17 protein-coding genes are annotated in these 16636 nt (G+C 51.3%); 8 read left to right on the top strand and 9 right to left on the bottom strand.

The genetic code is table 11. From position 1 onward, the window contains the following. The first annotated feature begins 63 nt into the window (after positions 1-63). From OGY08_RS12525 to OGY08_RS12510, 4 genes are all read left to right on the top strand, one after another. Positions 64-1467, top strand: a complete 1404-nt coding sequence (locus OGY08_RS12525; RefSeq protein WP_060682173.1) for a cytochrome ubiquinol oxidase subunit I — start codon at positions 64-66, stop codon at positions 1465-1467. Then, entirely contained in the window at positions 1467-2477 is a 1011-nt protein-coding gene (cydB, locus tag OGY08_RS12520; protein ID WP_008784845.1) for a cytochrome d ubiquinol oxidase subunit II, read from the top strand. Before OGY08_RS12525 ends, cydB begins: the two co-directional genes overlap by 1 nt. Then, on the top strand, positions 2477-2602 hold the full coding sequence (locus tag OGY08_RS12515) for a DUF2474 domain-containing protein (protein WP_003020230.1): 126 nt from the start codon (positions 2477-2479) through the stop codon (positions 2600-2602). The genes cydB and OGY08_RS12515 overlap by 1 nt, the downstream gene beginning before the upstream one ends. A 191-nt stretch (positions 2603-2793) precedes the next feature. Continuing rightward, positions 2794-3024 carry a DUF2554 family protein gene (locus tag OGY08_RS12510; RefSeq protein ID WP_125363280.1) on the top strand — a complete coding sequence of 77 codons (231 nt, stop codon included), beginning with the start codon at positions 2794-2796 and terminating at the stop codon, positions 3022-3024. Positions 3025-3027: 3 nt separating this feature from the next. Here the strand turns inward: OGY08_RS12510 and rlhA are convergent, their stop codons facing one another. Both rlhA and OGY08_RS12500 read right to left on the bottom strand, forming a co-directional pair. Beyond that, positions 3028-4989 (bottom strand): 23S rRNA 5-hydroxycytidine C2501 synthase, encoded by a 1962-nt coding sequence (gene rlhA, locus OGY08_RS12505; RefSeq protein WP_125363255.1) that lies wholly within the window; start codon positions 4987-4989, stop codon positions 3028-3030. Between the two features lie 79 nt (positions 4990-5068). Then, complete coding sequence (locus tag OGY08_RS12500) at positions 5069-5605, bottom strand: helix-turn-helix domain-containing protein (RefSeq protein WP_032943531.1); 537 nt, start codon at positions 5603-5605, stop codon at positions 5069-5071. A 105-nt stretch (positions 5606-5710) separates the two neighbouring features. On the opposite strand from OGY08_RS12500, the gene OGY08_RS12495 reads away from it, so the two are divergent. Next, on the top strand, positions 5711-6877 hold the full coding sequence (locus tag OGY08_RS12495; protein ID WP_060682170.1) for a benzoate/H(+) symporter BenE family transporter: 1167 nt from the start codon (positions 5711-5713) through the stop codon (positions 6875-6877). On the opposite strand, the gene OGY08_RS12490 is transcribed toward OGY08_RS12495, so the two are convergent. Next, complete coding sequence (locus OGY08_RS12490; protein ID WP_057068172.1) at positions 6860-7729, bottom strand: AraC family transcriptional regulator; 870 nt, start codon at positions 7727-7729, stop codon at positions 6860-6862. The genes OGY08_RS12495 and OGY08_RS12490 overlap by 18 nt on opposite strands. 184 nt (positions 7730-7913) lie before the next feature. Between OGY08_RS12490 and OGY08_RS12485 the strand changes: the two genes are divergently transcribed. Next, a complete protein-coding gene (locus OGY08_RS12485; protein WP_125363253.1) occupies positions 7914-8822 on the top strand; it encodes a DMT family transporter in 909 nt (302 codons plus the stop codon). Between the two features lie 37 nt (positions 8823-8859). Here OGY08_RS12485 and OGY08_RS12480 read toward each other — a convergent pair whose 3' ends face one another. The 3 genes from OGY08_RS12480 to tehA form a co-directional block, all read right to left on the bottom strand. Next, positions 8860-9534 (bottom strand): DUF3313 domain-containing protein, encoded by a 675-nt coding sequence (locus tag OGY08_RS12480; RefSeq protein WP_008784852.1) that lies wholly within the window; start codon positions 9532-9534, stop codon positions 8860-8862. A 155-nt stretch (positions 9535-9689) separates the two neighbouring features. Then, positions 9690-10286: a tellurite resistance methyltransferase TehB gene (tehB, locus tag OGY08_RS12475; RefSeq protein ID WP_125363252.1), complete on the bottom strand. Its 597-nt coding sequence runs from the start codon at positions 10284-10286 to the stop codon at positions 9690-9692. Continuing rightward, complete coding sequence (gene tehA / locus OGY08_RS12470; protein ID WP_003833162.1) at positions 10286-11287, bottom strand: dicarboxylate transporter/tellurite-resistance protein TehA; 1002 nt, start codon at positions 11285-11287, stop codon at positions 10286-10288. The genes tehB and tehA overlap by 1 nt, the downstream gene beginning before the upstream one ends. Before the next feature lie 113 nt (positions 11288-11400). On the opposite strand from tehA, the gene ydcK reads away from it, so the two are divergent. Next, positions 11401-12381 (top strand): YdcK family protein, encoded by a 981-nt coding sequence (ydcK, locus tag OGY08_RS12465; protein WP_125363251.1) that lies wholly within the window; start codon positions 11401-11403, stop codon positions 12379-12381. Here ydcK and rimL read toward each other — a convergent pair. Next, on the bottom strand, positions 12373-12918 hold the full coding sequence (gene rimL, locus OGY08_RS12460) for a 50S ribosomal protein L7/L12-serine acetyltransferase (protein ID WP_125363250.1): 546 nt from the start codon (positions 12916-12918) through the stop codon (positions 12373-12375). The genes ydcK and rimL overlap by 9 nt on opposite strands. 218 nt (positions 12919-13136) lie before the next feature. Here rimL and alr point away from each other — a divergent pair, with 218 nt between their 5' ends. Beyond that, the gene (gene alr / locus OGY08_RS12455) at positions 13137-14363 is read left to right on the top strand and encodes an alanine racemase (protein ID WP_153753008.1); all 1227 of its coding nucleotides are present in this window, start codon (positions 13137-13139) and stop codon (positions 14361-14363) included. 66 nt (positions 14364-14429) lie between these two features. On the opposite strand, the gene OGY08_RS12450 is transcribed toward alr, so the two are convergent. Both OGY08_RS12450 and OGY08_RS12445 read right to left on the bottom strand, forming a co-directional pair. Beyond that, positions 14430-14654 carry an HP1242/YdcH family protein gene (locus OGY08_RS12450; RefSeq protein ID WP_003833168.1) on the bottom strand — a complete coding sequence of 75 codons (225 nt, stop codon included), beginning with the start codon at positions 14652-14654 and terminating at the stop codon, positions 14430-14432. 167 nt (positions 14655-14821) lie between these two features. Continuing rightward, a complete protein-coding gene (locus tag OGY08_RS12445; RefSeq protein ID WP_125363249.1) occupies positions 14822-16477 on the bottom strand; it encodes a glucan biosynthesis protein D in 1656 nt (551 codons plus the stop codon). Positions 16478-16636 lie beyond the last annotated feature (159 nt).

Here is a 16636-nt window from a genome sequence, read left to right as displayed (position 1 = left end):
CTGCCTTCCATTGCTCCTCAGACTTAGAATTGCGCTAAATCAATTTTGCCTGCGGAGTTAAGCATGTTCGGTCTTGACGCGTTTCACCTGGCAAGGATCCAGTTCGCGTTTACGGTATCCTTTCACATCATCTTTCCGGCTATTACTATCGGGCTCGCCAGTTATCTGGCTGTGCTGGAAGGGCTATGGCTAAAAACGAAAAATCCCACCTGGCGATCGCTTTACCATTTCTGGTCGAAAATATTCGCCGTAAATTTTGGTATGGGTGTAGTTTCCGGGCTGGTGATGGCTTATCAGTTCGGCACCAACTGGAGTGGTTTTTCCGAGTTCGCCGGGAGTATCACTGGGCCGTTACTGACCTATGAAGTATTAACCGCCTTCTTCCTCGAAGCTGGTTTCCTTGGGGTGATGTTGTTTGGCTGGAATCGGGTTGGTCCAGGACTTCATTTCTTTGCCACCTGCATGGTCGCACTGGGTACCATTATTTCAACCTTCTGGATCCTCGCCTCCAACAGCTGGATGCAGACACCGCAAGGCTATGAAATAGTTAACGGCCAGGTCGTTCCCGTCGACTGGTTCGCCGTTATTTTCAATCCCTCATTCCCCTATCGTCTGCTGCATATGTCGGTTGCCGCCTTCCTGAGCAGCGCGTTGTTTGTTGCTGCCTCGGGGGCATGGCATTTGCTGCGCGGGAATAACACACCAGCAATTCGAGCGATGTTTTCGATGGCGCTGTGGATGACATTAATCGTCGCTCCACTGCAGGCCTTGATTGGCGATATGCACGGTTTGAATACGCTGAAGCATCAGCCGGCAAAAATTGCTGCGATTGAAGGACACTGGGAAAATCGCCCCGGTGAACCGACTCCGCTGCTGCTGTTCGGCTGGCCGGATATGGAGCAGGAACGCACCCGCTATGGGCTGGAAATCCCGGCGCTGGGCAGTCTGATCCTGACCCATAGTCTGGACAAACAGGTCCCGGCCCTAAAAGAGTTTCCTAAAGAAGACAGGCCCAACTCCACCATGGTGTTCTGGTCGTTTCGCATAATGGCCGGGCTAGGCATGCTGATGATCCTGTTGGGCGCGTTTGCCCTGTGGCTGCGCTATAAGCAGCGTTTATACACCTCGCGCCCTTTTCTGCGCTTTGCCTTATGGATGGGTCCTTCCGGTCTGATTGCCATCCTTGCCGGTTGGGTGACCACTGAAGTTGGCCGTCAGCCGTGGGTGGTTTACGGTCTGCAACGTACGGCGGATGCGGTTTCTGCACATGGCGATTTACATATGAGCATCAGCCTGCTGTCCTTCTTTGTGGTGTACAGCTCAGTGTTTGGCGTGGGTTACAGCTACATGATCCGCCTGATCCGTAAAGGGCCACAGGAAGATGACCCGACTATTCCGCCAACAGGCACGCCTGCCCGGCCGCTTTCAGCCGCCGTCCTCGATTCTCAACCGGAGGCACATCGCTAATGGGTATCGATTTATCAGTTATCTGGTTTGTAATTATCGTCTTCGCCACGCTGATGTATATCGTGATGGACGGTTTTGATCTCGGGATTGGCATTTTATTCCCAGCGATTCAGGACGCTGACGACCGCGATGTTATGGTCAACAGCGTAGCCCCGGTATGGGACGGCAATGAAACCTGGCTGGTATTGGGCGGCGCAGGATTATTCGGCGCTTTCCCCCTGGCCTATGCGGTGATCGTCGATGCGCTGACCATCCCGTTGACCCTGATGCTAATCGGCCTAATTTTTCGCGGCGTCGCGTTCGAGTTTCGCTTCAAAGCCACACCGGCTCACCGACCATTCTGGGATAAAGCCTTTATCGGCGGTTCAATCCTCGCGACATTCACGCAAGGTGTCGTGGTGGGTGCCGTACTCAACGGATTTTCCGTTACCGGACGCAGCTACAGCGGCGGTCCTTTCGACTGGTTGACCCCGTTCACGTTGTTCTGCGGCATTGGTCTTGTCGTGGCTTACGCCCTGCTGGGGGCGACATGGCTGGTGATGAAAAGCGAAAATCCGTTGCAGGATAAAATGCGCAGTGTGGCCAAAAAACTGCTGCTGGCAATGTTGGTTGTGATTGCCATTATCAGCCTGTGGACACCACTGGCACATAGCACGATTGCCGAGCGTTGGTTTAGCCTGCCCAACCTTTGGTTCCTGATGCCGGTTCCGCTGCTGGTTGCGCTTATCAGTCTCTGGCTGTGGCGTTCGCTGGGGCAACATAACTGCCATACGCTGCCTTTTGTATTAACGCTGGGGCTGATTTTTCTCGGGTTTAGCGGGCTGGGGATCAGTATCTGGCCACATATCATTCCACCGTCTATTACGCTCTGGCAGGCGGCGGCTCCGGCACAAAGTCAGGGCTTTATGTTGGTTGGCGCACTGCTGATTATCCCGATAATCCTGGTGTACACCTTCTGGAGCTACTACGTTTTCCGCGGCAAAGTTCAACATGGTGAGGGGTATCATTGATGCAACAAACAATCTGGAAACGCCTGATGTGGCTGGTGATCCTCTGGGGCGGCAGCGTGCTGGCCCTGGCCGCCGTTGGTATGTTCTTTCGTCTCCTGATGACGGCCGCCGGATTCAAGTCCTGAATCTCGCCCTGATAACACCCGGTCAGCGGGCTGCACTGCCCGGGTGTTACAAATCCCAACATCGACTAAACAAAAATGTAAAAAACATCGAAATGGCAAAACAGAGATTGTCATTAACCCGATTAAAATATTGAATAGTCACCGGGCGAAATTATCGCCAATTCCGCAGCTAACGTACCAGAGGGTGCATGATGTTTAAGAAAGGGTTAACGGTGTTATTGCTGGCCAGCGCGCTTTTTTCCGGTCAACTTTTCGCTACTATTCAGGGACATGAATATCTTCAGGTGCAGGATGCCGATCATTTACTACGACACACGGCCGACAGCGATGAACTTCGAGTGACGGCGGAAGAATCCGCCGCCGATCTTCGTGAACACCATCACTGGCAAAAATCACGCAAACCCGATACACATCTGAGCTAACGATTAACCTTTGCGCTTCGGCAGTGTCTTCATCAGTTCTTCTGGACTGACCGAAGCCACGACGCTGCCCGGCAACGGCATCTTCAGAATGTGGTGCTTCATCTTGCCGATTACGTGCATTTCGCACGGTCGGCAATCAAATTTCAGCGTCAGGACTTCATCGCCGTTAACCAGTTGCATCGGTGTTGCTTTCCAGCTTTTGATGTTACCTTTCGCCTGTTTCGGACACAGGTTAAAGGCGAAACGCAGGCAATGTTTGGTGATCATCACCGGCACTTCGCCCTTTTCTTCATGTGCTTCATAGGCTGCATCAATCAACTGAACGCCATAACGGTGATAAAACTCACGCGCTTTTTGGTTGTAGACGTTAGCCAGGAAACTCAAGTGCGTTTGTGGATAAACCGGCGCTGGCTGAGATACCGGTTTGCGGCTACCGCGCTGATAGCTTTGCAGGCGCGCTGCATCCAGCATATCAACGGCTTCACGCCGGAACTGATTTAGTTGACCGTTTGGCACAAACAGCGCGCCCGGCAGATTCACCTGAATATTACGGGCGTAGTACATAGTCTGACCAAGTTTTGCCAGTCCATCCTGTAGGTTACTCAACGCTTTTTCCGCATTGTTCGCTTCCTCAAACTGGTCGTCCAACGTATGGGTGATACTCACGCCCTCTTCACTGGTGAGCGTTAGAATCAACTGCTCCTGCCAGCCGCCGAGCTCAATATCGATCGCAACACGGCGTTCGCTGGAAGTTTTTGTTAACGCTTGCTGCCAGTTATGATCGAGGTTGCGATTCAGCGGATGATGCGGACGCACTTTGTGCAGGTCGGCGGGCATTTCATTCGGCCATACCCGATAACGATTGTTCCCCGTTTTTTCCACGGTGTTGGCGCGAAATCCAACAACCTCACGTTTGATTAACACGTTCAGGCCATCCCCGTTTGCCAGCGGTTCGGTCACTTCAACATCGAGATGATCTTTTGCCACCTTCAGGACTTCGCCGACCGGCAAACCGATAAACTTTGGTGAGTCGAATGCGCCAATATCCCCTTTACGGGCATTCACAAAATAATCGGTGCTGCCGCGATGGAAGGTTTTCTCTGTGGATGGAGTAAAGAAATGTTCGGTACGTCCCGCTGATGAACGGGCCAGATCGCCGCGCTCTTCAATAATGGCGTCGAGCATCTGGCGATAATGCGCGGTAATATTCTTCACATAACTCATGTCCTTATAGCGCCCTTCAATTTTGAAGGAACGCACACCTGCGTCAATCAACGCGCCCAGGTTGGCGGTCTGATCGTTATCTTTCATCGACAACAGATGTTTTTCATAGGACACCACGCGTCCCTGATCGTCTTTCAGGGTATACGGCAGACGGCAAGCCTGGGAACAGTCGCCGCGGTTAGCGCTGCGTCCTGTTTGTGCATGTGAAATATAACACTGCCCTGAATAGGCAACGCACAGCGCACCGTGAATGAAAAACTCAATGGTCGCATCGGTAGCCTGATGGATAGCATTAATCTGCTCAAGGCTCAGTTCGCGCGCCAGCACAATCTGGGTGAATCCCACATCGGATAGAAATTTCGCCTTCTCAACGCTGCGAATATCGCACTGGGTGCTGGCGTGCAGTTCAATCGGGGGAATATCCAGTTCAAGAATCCCCATATCCTGCACGATCAGGGCATCAACGCCGGTCTGATACAGATCGGTAATTAACCGTTGTGCGGGCTCCAGCTCATCATCATGCAAGATCGTATTTAGCGTCACAAAGATTTTTGCCCCGTAACGATGGGCAAAAGGCACTAATTCGGCAATATCTTTCAGGCTATTACTGGCGTTATGACGCGCGCCAAAACCTGGTCCACCAATGTAAACGGCGTCTGCGCCGTGCAAAATGGCTTCGCGCGCAATGGCGGTATCCCGAGCCGGGCTTAACAATTCAAGGTGATGAGGCTGCTGGCGCATACAGTTGTTACCATCCACAAGCGGTAAAAATGGCGGTTATTGTAGTCACAAGCGCGGCGTTTCGAAATAGTTTTCCCGATTAACCGCGTGGGTAATGGATCAGCGAGTGAAAATGAACCGTTTGCTCGCTACTGTTACGGTAGCTATGTGCCGTATCTCCGGCGAAACGGACACCTTCACCGGATTTAAGGGTGCGCCACTGCCCCTCAATACACATATCCAGCAGACCACTAATCACCACCACGTGCTCAATTACGCCGGTTTCATGCGGAGTAGATTCACTGAGCGCGCCGGGTGCCAGCAGTATCGAAAAATGATCGAAGCACAGTTGCGGATCCCACGGGAACAACGGCGTGACGACCATCGCCTGCTGCTGGGGATCGAATGTTAGCGTGCCTTCTGACTCTGGTGGTGAAATAAACGTTGAAAACGGGACGTTCAGTCCAGTGGCAATTTTCCACAATGTCGCCACCGTTGGACTGGATTCGTTGCGCTCAATCTGCCCCAGCATCGCTTTTGAGACGCCAGTTTCCTCCGCCAGACGCGAAAGGCTCCATTCACGCTGGTGACGTAGCGTCTTGAGCGTTGTGGCCAGATAGTGGGTTAAGTTGTCCATTTTTCTCCTTCGTCGCTCTCCTTTCTCGGGGCTACAGCTTAGCACTTGTACGCTATAACGCACAGTGCTACAGTAACTGACCGTTATAACGCACGCGGAGTTGCTATGCGCACATTTTCCATCCCCTTGCCTACAGTTTTGTCGGGTTTTGTGGCTGTCCTGGTCGGCTACGCCAGTTCAGCGGCCATTATCTGGCAAGCGGCGCTCGCCGCAGGTGCGACGACCGGACAAATCGCAGGCTGGATGACCGCACTGGGGCTAGCAATGGGGGTCAGTACGCTGGCGCTGACATTGTGGTATCGCGCCCCTGTTCTCACCGCATGGTCAACGCCCGGTGCCGCGCTGCTGGTGACGGGCCTGCACGGGGTATCGATTCAGGATGCTATCGGTGTTTTTATCGTAGCTAATGCATTGATTGTGCTGTGCGGTATAACCGGGCTGTTTGCCCGCCTGATGAAAATTATTCCCCACTCGCTGGCATCGGCCATGCTGGCCGGGATCTTGCTGCGTTTTGGTTTGCAGGCGTTCAATAGTCTGAACAGTGAGCTTATCTTGTGCGGCAGCATGCTGCTGGCGTGGTTGGTACTAAAAGTAATTGCCCCACGGTATGCCGTTATCGCGGCAATGTTGGTAGGTATAGCCATCGCCCTGGTTAAAGGTGACATTGTCACCGATGGTGTTAATCTGTCACCGGTGTTGCCAGCGTTTATTGCACCACACTTTTCATTAGCCCACAGTATCAGTATTGCGCTACCGCTGTTTCTGGTCACTATGGCTTCGCAAAATGCCCCCGGTATTGCGACCATGAAAGCATCTGGATATTCGTTACCCGTTTCACCCCTGATTGTTTTTACGGGTCTGTTGGCACTGCTATTTTCGCCGTTTGGCGTCTATTCCATCTGCATCGCCGCCATAACCGCAGCAATTTGCCAAAGCCCCGAAGCCCATCCAGATGCAAATCGACGCTGGCTCGCCGCAGCGGCAGCGGGTGTCTTTTACATTCTGGCTGGGGTGTTTGGCGGTTCGGTCACAGGACTGATGGCAGCCCTGCCCGTAAGCTGGATCCAGATGCTTGCTGGTCTGGCATTGCTTGGCACGATTAGCGGTAGTTTATATCAAGCCTTACATAATGAAGCAGAACGCGATGCGGCCATCGTGACTTTTCTGGTTACGGCCAGTGGTCTGACGGTATTTGGTGTTGGGTCTGCATTCTGGGGGCTGATCGTCGGCGGTATCTGCTACTCAGTGTTGACGTTATTTCGCCGCGCGTAACTGCGTTGGCGTTTTACCCGTCACTTGTTTAAACCGGTTACTGAAATGGCTCGCCGAACTGAACCCGCAGGCCATTGCAATATCCGACAGGCTGCGTGATGAATAACAGACCAGTTGCTGCGCCAGCGCCATACGGCGTTGCATGACGTACTGATGAGGCGCCATATTCATCGACTGGCGAAACATTCTGGCAAAATGGAATTCACTTAGCGCTGCTTCACCTGCCAGATCGCTCAACGTTATGGGATACGCCAGATGTGCTTCAATATAGGCCAGCACGTTGCGCAATGTGGCAGGCGCAAGCCCTCCGGTGACAACGGGAAGTCGCCATTGCACATTGCTGTAATGCTGGATCAGATGCGTTAACAGTAGTGAAGATGCTGCGCTAAGCGTGAGGTGATTGGCCGGTTGCTGCCAGTCGTTACCAAGCAAAAACTGACGGTAAACCGCCGTGATCCCCGGGTCACTGCCAAACGTATGCTCGTCCAGCGTGAAGCTATAGGGGCTTTTGTCCCAGACTTTTTCACCCACTTCGCGCAAATGCGCGTCCGTACAATAGAGATGAACAAAGGAAAGATCGTCACGAATATCCCAACTGGACTCACTCTCTTTCGGCATCAGGCAAAAACGGTCTGGTCCCCCGCCATTCTTCCAGCCTCCCGCCGTCTTGTGGTAACTCTCGTAACCATCTGCGATGTATAAACTCAGCGTATGGTGATCGCAATACTGGGTGATGGTATCGCGTTTGTTCGACCAGGCCGCCAGTTGGATCCCTGAATGTAACGCAACCGATTCATGCAGCACGGCATTATGTTTGCGCAAGTTTTCAAAGGCACCGTAGGGCTGAGACATACCATCACATTCAAAATAAGTTAGCAGGCTTTCAGTCTATATCAGCTACATATCGTTAACAGCTGCCTTTTCACTATTACGCAAAAAAAAGCGCAAGATTTTGCAAGTCCACCGCAAGCCGATGAAAGTCTCCTGCATTCCGTCGTGACACAGTGTAAGTCTGACGACAAAAAGAGAGAGTTGTATGAACGCACTGTTGTACTGCCTGGTGGTGGTTATTTGGGGAACGACATGGATTGCGATTTATTTGCAGCAAGGTCCGGTTTCTGCGCCGGTTTCTATCTTTTGGCGCTTCGCCGTTGCCAGCTCAGTGATGATAGTGTTCCTGTTGTTAAGCGGTAAATTACGCAAACTGTCTGGTCGCGATCATCTGTTTTGTCTGTTACAGGGCGGATGCGTTTTTTGCTTTAACTTCTGGTGTTTTTATACGGCTGCGGCGTGGATTAATACCGGTCTGGAGTCGGTGATTTTCTCAATGGCCGTCCTGTTCAATGCAGTCAATAGCTTCATCTTTTTTGGGCAAAAACCACCGCTGCGCTTCTATATTGCAGCGGGTCTGGGACTGACGGGCATCGTCACCTTATTCTGGCAAGATCTGCTCAACAGCGGGTTTAATCATTCACTGCTGCTGGGCATCGGCTTAAGCGCTCTGGGAACCTTCGGCTTCTCACTGGGCAATATGATCAGTCTGCGTCACCAGAAAAAAGGGTTAGAAGTGTTAACGACCAACAGCTGGGCCATGCTGTACGGCACATTGCTGATCGCGGCCATTGCGCTGGTGCGCGGCGACAACTTCACGCCACAGTGGACATTCAGCTATCTTAGCGCGCTGTTATATCTGGCTATTTTCGGCTCAGTGATTGCCTTTGGCGCTTATTTCACGCTGGTCGGTCGCATTGGACCCAGCAAGGCAGCATACAGCACGCTGCTGTTCCCGCTGGTGGCGCTGACGCTGTCAACATTGTATGAAGGATACATCTGGCAAGTTAACGCGATTGCTGGACTCGTGTTGATTTTACTGGGTAACCTGGTGATGTTTGCCAGGCCGGAAGCGCTGATGGGTAAACTATTCTATCGTCGTCGCGTGGCATAAAATAACGCACCATCCTGAGATGGTGCGTTCATCATTTTTATTGTGGTTTTTGGTTCACATCAAACATGGAAGCATCGGTTGCCATGTCATCAACAACTTTCTTCAACGTTTCGAACGCCATCGGCGTACTTTCGTTGTTCAGGTCTTTACCTTCACCCTTACGTACAACTTTAATCACCGGTTTATTGGTCGCTGCATCAATCAACTCACCCTCGAAATAGAGGTTGGTATCCATGGTACGGTGACCCGTCGCCATTTGCGTTCCCGCAACCAGCAGTGCAACCGGGACCACTTCATAGAACTGCAGTCCTTCTTTGCTGGTCGCAACACCGGTAATCGCTCCGCGGAAAATCAGGCTACGTGGCCCTGGGGTTGTAACCAGAGGTTTACGCTGACCGATCGCCGTTTTCAACTTCGTATTGGTATAGGTCAGTAATTGATCAAGAACCTGCTGCCCTACCTGTGTAGTAGGTTTAGGAACCGGATAATACGTTACCGGGTTATACACGATGTTGTCATATTTGGATTCGTTGTAGCTCGGATCAACCCAACGGAGTACCGTTTGTCCCGATGCTGATTTTGTTTCCTTCAGATCAGAGTAATTTTTTAAAAACCCAGAATATTTATCCGGCTCGGTCACTTTTGACGCACAGCCGGATAATGCCAACAAGCCAGTAAGCACTGCAACTTTAAATAAAGTTTGAGTACGCATGAAACGATCCCTTTAGTTTTCGCAATGATGCCTAAAAAGGATAGCAAAACAGTTTCATTTTGGATGTACTAAAAATGGTAAGCACCGCACAATTTTATCTCTGCGCTCAGCACAAAAAATGCTGAACGCAGAAAGAGTTAACCCAAACGGGAGGTTCAGGAAGTTTTGCGTGCCAGCATGGTGGCAAAGCGCAGTTTAATTCGATTACCGTTTTCATCTGTACGATGAAGTTCACCTACATCTTCGTTATATTTCAGCAGATCCCACCCGCAGTAATAGTTGCGTAATTCTCCGGTTTTAAACGCGAACGGAAAACCAACTGTGCACGGAAAATCATCAGTATCCATCGCTGCGACGATTAAGTTATATCCACCCGGTTTAGTACAACGTTGCATATTCTCAATAAGGCCAGGGATTGTTTTGGCTTCAAGAAACATCAGCACAACGGTAGATAGAATAAAATCGTATTCACCCTCAAAACGTAACGCATTAAGGTCAGCGACCTTCGCGTTCAGGTTGGTCAGCCCCTCAGCCGCTTTGATGCGCTCAAGGTTAGCGATGCTCATGGGGTTTTTATCCCATGCGGTAACGTCATAGCCGTTTGCCGCCAGGTACAGGCTGTTTCGGCCGTTACCGCAGCCCAGATCTAACGTTTTACCTGGTGCAACCACTTTTGCCGCTTCAACGACATCGGAATGCGTACGGGTTAAATCATATTTTTCAGTAAAGTAGTTTTCGTCGCAAAGGGTCATTATTTATCCTCAGATTTCAGTAATGCAGCACGCTCCGTGCGGATGAGCAGTTTCCCCTGCATCAGCAATGCAAACGTACGTATCAGTAATAATGCAATGATAAAATTGGTAAAAATAAACAGTGGGATAGACAGCGTATGAAAAAATCCTGATTCACTGCCGTGTCCAAGATGCAATCCCGTTGTCGCCAACGCAGACACGCCAAACGAGAAGCTCCAGAATGACGCATTAAATGGCTGTGACAAATACCACGGCATAAGGCGTAGCATGAACAGAAGTTGCAGCAGACCATAACCAAATAGCATTTTAGCTAACGTATCCCCCTCGCCGCCGTTGACGCTAAGCCAGGCGCTACAGGCCACCAGCGCGGGTGCCAACTGTATACCAAGTGAAGTCCGTAAAACCGTCGGCAGCTCGCCGCAGCTTCGTAAACGTTGCAGAATCACTGGCTCCAGGCTGAGCCATGAAAATACCCCGGCGCCCAAAAACACCAATCCGGCATCGTTGAACCCAAGTGCACCACAGGCCATGGCGCTGATAAAGTTATTGGCAACGGTTGGCAGATACAGACCCGGCGTGGTGGCCTCTTCCGGATGCTCCCCACGCCACAGCCCTGCCGTTTGCCAGGCGGCGTACGCCAGCTGTATCACCACGCCGATGCTGAACAATCCTAACGCCAGCGGTCGATACCACGGTACAAAACCAATCGCGACCAGCATCGTTGTTGCTGGAAACAGACTGACAAAACTGCTCATCACCGGATGACGAATTTCCGCCAGTACGCTGTGCGGAAAACGTAGTAAGCGATTCACAAATGCCAGCGTCAGCAATCCCCAGATGACCATCGCAAGGATGACTAAGCCATCACCAATCCAGTGGCTCACCGGCCACACCTGGCTGGCGTAACGCCACGCAAATCCCATCCCAATTGTACCCAGTACCATGCCAAAATAACCGGCCGGAAGATTGAGGACCCGTTCACTCTGTTTGTTCTTACTCATTTTGTTTATTTTTTAAAGTATATTTGAAATGCATTTTATGGAATATCTGCCGGTTTAGCCAGTGCAGAAAACTTTGCTACGTTTAACTAAGGTGCGCAACATGGAAATGAGCTATGACCAAATACCGTCTAAGCGATGAATCTCGCTCCTTTAGTTACCAGGATAATGGCAATAAAAAAAGTGTATTACTACGCCAAATCATCGCACTCATTGATTTTAATGATGTTAGATCCGGTACGCTCGGTGGCTGGATTGATGATGAAAGCGTTCTGTCGCAAAGCGGTAATTGCTGGATATACGATGAGAATGCGCTTGCGTTTTCCGGCGCGACGATAACCGGAGACGCCCGTATTACACAGGCAAGCGTGGTCAGAGACGGCGCGCAGATTGGTGATGCCGTCTGGATTGACCGAGCAGAAATCAGCCATAACGCGCAAATACGTGACAACGTCACCATTCAGGATTCTATTGTTCGCGGTGAGTGCCTCATCTGCGGTGATGCACGCATTGTGTGTGACTCTGAAATCATTGCAGCCAGGGGGTTAACCCGTGAAAGCGACCAGCTCCTGCAAATTTACGAGCGGGCGGCAGTCAGCAATTCTCGTGTGGTGCATCAGGCGCAAATCTATGGCGATGCGATGATCAATTATGCCTTTATAGAACATCGGGCTGAAGTTTTTGATTTTGCACGGATAGAAGGCAATGAAGAGAATAATGTCTGGATCTGCGATTGCGCCAAAGTCTATGGGCATGCACGCGTCATCGCCGGAACGGATGAAGACGCCATTCCTACCCTGCGCTACAGCTCGCAGGTGGCGGAACACGCGGTGGTTGAAGGTAACTGCGTGCTGAAACACCACGTGCTGGTTGGGGGGCATGCGCAATTACGTGGCGGACCGCTCCAGCTTGACGGTCACATCCTGATTGAAGGCTATGCCTGTATTCTGGGTGAAGTGCTGATCGAGCATCATATTGAGATAACCGATCAGGCCCAAGTTGAAGCCTTTGATGGCGATGCAATCCATCTGCGCGGGCCAAAAGTGATCAACGGCGAACAACGTATCACGCGCACCCCTATCGCCGGTTTATTCTGAAGAGCCATCAATGATGCGGGCGTAGAGATTCACGTCATGGTAATCGCCATTAAGGAACTCCGCCTGTTGCATACATCCTTCCAGTCGGAAGCCATTGCGCAGCGCCACCTGGTTGCTCTCAACGTTATCTACACGACATTTAATCACGAAGCGGCGAATCTCCTGGCGCTGCGCATAATGATGAATCATTGCCTGTAGCGCCTGAGACAGAATGCCTTTGCCCTGGTGCTCTTCACCCAGCCAATAACCAATATAAGCGGCTTTGTTCAGCGGCTCTATCTGGTTAAACGAGATAACGCCAGCCACCTCCCCTTGTTCGAAAATAAGGAACATTTTGGCGTAGCCGCGCTGGTGCAACATCATATTCCCCTGCACGTTCTTACGCGTGTCGTCCTCAGATTCGACAAACTGCGGCCAGTTCAGTGACTGTTGGAGCCAGGTTTTATTTTTAAGCACCAACTGATGCAGAGGGGTGACGTGGTGTTCTTCTACCGCCCGCAGTTCCAGCGCGTCACTAACGATAATTATTTCTGACATGTTTATCTCCTTTGCGATCGTAAACGGGGCATTTCTGACTGGCAGTAGCCGATATTACTCTGTTTAGCGCCGGGGATGTCTTATTTTTATGCTGTAACAGCAATCACTTAGAAAGAATCTCTGGCGTGGAACCCGTTACTCTGGTGATCCGGGTATCCCCTGATGGATAGACCGTAATGATGACAATAACACTTTCATTCTATTGCTAAGGAGCAAGCATGGCAGCACCTTTGGGTCGTTTAGCACTTATTCCGCTTTTACTGATTACCGCCTGTCACCAACCTGTTTCCACCACGCAAGCGGGCCCCGTTCCCTTTGCCGTCAATAAGCAACAGGTCGTGGATAATACCACGCTGGAAATTTCCCGTAGCGCGCTGGAATATAACATTCATAAAGTTCAGCAACTGCTGGGAGATAAAACCCGGATGTGCGCCATTCTTAAAGGCGACGCGTATGGCCACGATCTCTCACTGGTAACGCCAGTGATGATGCAAAACGGCGTGCAATGTATTGGCATCGCCAGCAACGAGGAGATTAGTACCGTTCGCCTGTCAGGCTATACATCGCAGCTCATGCGCGTGCGTAACGCGACGGAAAAAGAGATGCGCCAGGCGGCGGATTTCGATACCGAAGAGCTTATCGGTAATCTGGATATGGCTAAGCGTCTAAGTGCAATCGCTCAGGAGAAAGGTAAAACTATTCGTATCCATCTGGCGCTGAACTCTGGCGGTATGTCGCGTAACGGTCTGGAAGTCAGTACCGCTGCAGGTCTGGAAGAAGCACGCGCTATTTCCGCATTACCTGGCCTGAAAATTGTCGGCATCATGTCGCATTTCCCGGAAGAAGATGCGGCAGTGGTAAAACGCGATCTGGCCCGTTTCAATACGCAATCAGCCCAGGTACTGAAAATTACCGGTCTTAAGCGCGAAGATGTCACCCTGCATGTCGCGAATACGTTCGCTACCCTGACCGTTCCAGAATCCTGGCTCGACATGGTGCGTGTTGGCGGTATTTTCTATGGCGATACCATCGCCAGCACCGAATACAAACGCGTCATGACGTTTAAATCTGCCATCGCGTCGGTAAACCATTACCCCAAAGGAAACACCGTCGGGTATGACAGAACCTATACCCTTAAACGTGATTCCGTTCTGGCCAATATCCCGACAGGTTATGCCGATGGTTATCGCCGTGTGTTCAGTAATGCGGGGCACGTGCTGATCCGCGGCCAGCGGGTTCCGGTACTGGGTAAAACATCCATGAATACCGTGATCGTCGATGTAACCGATTTGCCGCAGGTTGCATCCGGTGATGAAGTGGTGCTGTTCGGTAAACAGGGAAATGCGCAGGTTAGTGCAGAAGAAGTCGAAGAAATTAGCGGCGCGTTGTTCACTGAAATGTCGATCCTCTGGGGGGCGACGAACAAACGCGTGATGGTCGATTAACACCTAAAACAGGAAGGGCTTCCGTTTCTCGCAGGAAGCCCTTTTACACAGCAAGCGCCGTTCTACTTAGCTCTCACTGACACTCTCTTTTTGCAATATTTTGAGCAGATCTTCCTTCAGGTGGAGTTTCTGTTTCTTAAGACGAACAATGTCCAAACTATACCCCCGACCATCCGAACCTTCCAGTCTGGAGATCTCATGATCAAGGCTGTTGTGTTTTTCGAATAAGGACAGAAAGCGAGGGTTCTCGGATTTCAGTCGGGAAATAAGGTCTCTGTATTCTGGAAACATACTTTCTCCCTGTTAGTGGACAAGAACGTGTATAAGAAATACACACCCACAGAGTACCCATTTGCCATACAGAAAAATGCGAACAGGATCGAGTAAATAGTGTACAGAGTCGTTATGAGGATGAATGCAGATACGGCTCCCCATCAGGAGAGCCGTAAAGGGCGTGATTAACGCATCTCGCGGTCGTCAACGTACTGACGTTTATCCGGCGCTGGCGGGAAGTACTGATACAGCCAGGTTTCGCTGATGGCGTCACCCTGACAACGCAGGAACATACGCATATCTACCGGATCGGTCGAGTCAGAGGTTGGATACCAGTCAAACTGAATGCGATAACCGTCGATAGGCTCCACGTAGAGGATCTCAATCTGTTTCGCTTCACCGCTGGAGAGCGTAATCACCGGTTCAATGCCTTTCGGCGCAGCCGCTTTTAGATCGCCACCAACGAAGTCAACGGCAAAACGACGCGCCCATTTTTCTGGGTAATGCTCGCCCGGTGCCCATCCTTCCGGGAAACCGCCCATGCCTGTCCGGGTCGCCATCACGCGAGCCAGCGGTGAACGCACCGGCGGCTGAGCGCTCCAGTACAGGCGATATTTGAATTCCAGCTCATCGCCGGCTTTGATCTTCTTGTCCGGCTGCCAGAAGCAGACAACGTTATCCAGCGTTTCGCCGGTCGTCGGGATCTCCATCAGACCGATGGTCCCCTTGCCCCACTGGTTGCGCGGTTCGACCCACAGGCTTGGGCGCTTGTTATACCAGCCCATGATGTCCTGATAATGGGAGAAGTCGCGATCGAGTTGCAGCAAGCCAAACCCTTTCGGGTTGTTATCGGTATAGGCGTTGAACTGCAGCTTTTGCGGGTTATTCAGCGGACGGCAGATCCACTCGCCATTGCCCCGCCACATCGCCAGACGATCGGAGTCATGGATTTGCGGGTGAATAGTGTCGCACATCCGACGCTCGTTGTTGCCGCAGCTGAACATGCTGGTCATCGGCGCAATGCCGAGCTGCTTGATGTCTTTGCGCGCATAGATGTGGTTTTGTACATCCATAATCACCTGCGTTTTCTCGCAGTGGATCACGAACTTGAATGCGCCGGTTACGCTTGGGCTGTCGAGAAGCGCATACACGGTAAAGGAGGTTGCGCCCGGTTTAACCGTTTCGAACCAGAAAGAGGAGAAATCAGGAAATTCTTCTTTACTGTCGGTGTAGGTATCTATCGCCAGACCACGGGCCGATAAACCGTACTGATAGGTGTCATCCACGGCGCGGAAATAGCTGGCGCCCAGGAAAGAAACGACATCGCGGCGGGCCAGTTCTGGCGCTTTAAACACGCGGAATCCAGCGAATCCGAGGTCAGTCTGCCCTTCCAATTGTTTGGTATCCACACCCGCGTCGTTGTATTTAAACAGTTCCGGACGGAAGTGAATTTCACGCGCCATATGCGTACTACCATCAACCGAGAACATGCGTACACGACGACGGAAGCCCATTCCCACGTGGAAGAACTGCGCATCAAGCTGACGATTTTCAACATTGTTCCACAGAGACTGCTCTGCATCATATTGAATGCTGTTGTAGGCCTGCGGCGTCAGTTTCGCCAGCGTGTCCGGTAACGCGCGTGGTGCACCGCCCCAGGGTTTCTGTGCTAAGTCATGGGCCATCGATTGCAGAACGGAAAAATCAAAACGTACGGTTTTTCCGTCTGCAATGTCAGACTCTGCCGCAAAGGCGGCGCGGGAAAAGAGTGATGCAATACCACTGGTTCCGCACACGGCGGCCATTGCCATTGAACCTTTAATAAATCGTCTGCGATTCATGCCTGAAAGTGAGTCCTTCTGGTCGTGTAAATGGTCCCGCGCCGGTCAAAATCAGCGGCAAGAGAGTGCACATTTCTGACCGCTCACTCTAGACAAAATTCATTAATAATCCAATTGTTGGTCGCCGATTATCTGTACAAAATCGAAAATATTTTATGT

It is taken from the genome of Citrobacter sp. Cpo069, assembly GCF_030332785.1.
GTDB classification, from domain to species: Bacteria; Pseudomonadota; Gammaproteobacteria; order Enterobacterales; family Enterobacteriaceae; genus Citrobacter; species Citrobacter portucalensis.
Note: the sequence above shows the minus strand (reverse complement) of the source record. Positions and strands in the feature narration are given on the sequence as shown.

What these genes read in the sequence shown, in the direction of transcription:
- tehB (WP_125363252.1), bottom strand. Translation starts at nt 10,286, where the DNA reads ATGACCCTTTGCGACGAAAACTACTTTACTGAAAAATATGATTTAACC.
- OGY08_RS12500 (WP_032943531.1), bottom strand. Translation starts at nt 5,605, where the DNA reads ATGGACAACTTAACCCACTATCTGGCCACAACGCTCAAGACGCTACGT.
- OGY08_RS12485 (WP_125363253.1), top strand. Translation starts at nt 7,914, where the DNA reads ATGAACGCACTGTTGTACTGCCTGGTGGTGGTTATTTGGGGAACGACA.
- ydcK (WP_125363251.1), top strand. Translation starts at nt 11,401, where the DNA reads ATGACCAAATACCGTCTAAGCGATGAATCTCGCTCCTTTAGTTACCAG.
- OGY08_RS12490 (WP_057068172.1), bottom strand. Translation starts at nt 7,729, where the DNA reads ATGTCTCAGCCCTACGGTGCCTTTGAAAACTTGCGCAAACATAATGCC.
- OGY08_RS12480 (WP_008784852.1), bottom strand. Translation starts at nt 9,534, where the DNA reads ATGCGTACTCAAACTTTATTTAAAGTTGCAGTGCTTACTGGCTTGTTG.
- OGY08_RS12525 (WP_060682173.1), top strand. Translation starts at nt 64, where the DNA reads ATGTTCGGTCTTGACGCGTTTCACCTGGCAAGGATCCAGTTCGCGTTT.
- rimL (WP_125363250.1), bottom strand. Translation starts at nt 12,918, where the DNA reads ATGTCAGAAATAATTATCGTTAGTGACGCGCTGGAACTGCGGGCGGTA.
- OGY08_RS12445 (WP_125363249.1), bottom strand. Translation starts at nt 16,477, where the DNA reads ATGAATCGCAGACGATTTATTAAAGGTTCAATGGCAATGGCCGCCGTG.
- rlhA (WP_125363255.1), bottom strand. Translation starts at nt 4,989, where the DNA reads ATGCGCCAGCAGCCTCATCACCTTGAATTGTTAAGCCCGGCTCGGGAT.
- OGY08_RS12450 (WP_003833168.1), bottom strand. Translation starts at nt 14,654, where the DNA reads ATGTTTCCAGAATACAGAGACCTTATTTCCCGACTGAAATCCGAGAAC.
- tehA (WP_003833162.1), bottom strand. Translation starts at nt 11,287, where the DNA reads ATGAGTAAGAACAAACAGAGTGAACGGGTCCTCAATCTTCCGGCCGGT.
- cydB (WP_008784845.1), top strand. Translation starts at nt 1,467, where the DNA reads ATGGGTATCGATTTATCAGTTATCTGGTTTGTAATTATCGTCTTCGCC.
- OGY08_RS12510 (WP_125363280.1), top strand. Translation starts at nt 2,794, where the DNA reads ATGTTTAAGAAAGGGTTAACGGTGTTATTGCTGGCCAGCGCGCTTTTT.
- OGY08_RS12515 (WP_003020230.1), top strand. Translation starts at nt 2,477, where the DNA reads ATGCAACAAACAATCTGGAAACGCCTGATGTGGCTGGTGATCCTCTGG.
- alr (WP_153753008.1), top strand. Translation starts at nt 13,137, where the DNA reads ATGGCAGCACCTTTGGGTCGTTTAGCACTTATTCCGCTTTTACTGATT.
- OGY08_RS12495 (WP_060682170.1), top strand. Translation starts at nt 5,711, where the DNA reads ATGCGCACATTTTCCATCCCCTTGCCTACAGTTTTGTCGGGTTTTGTG.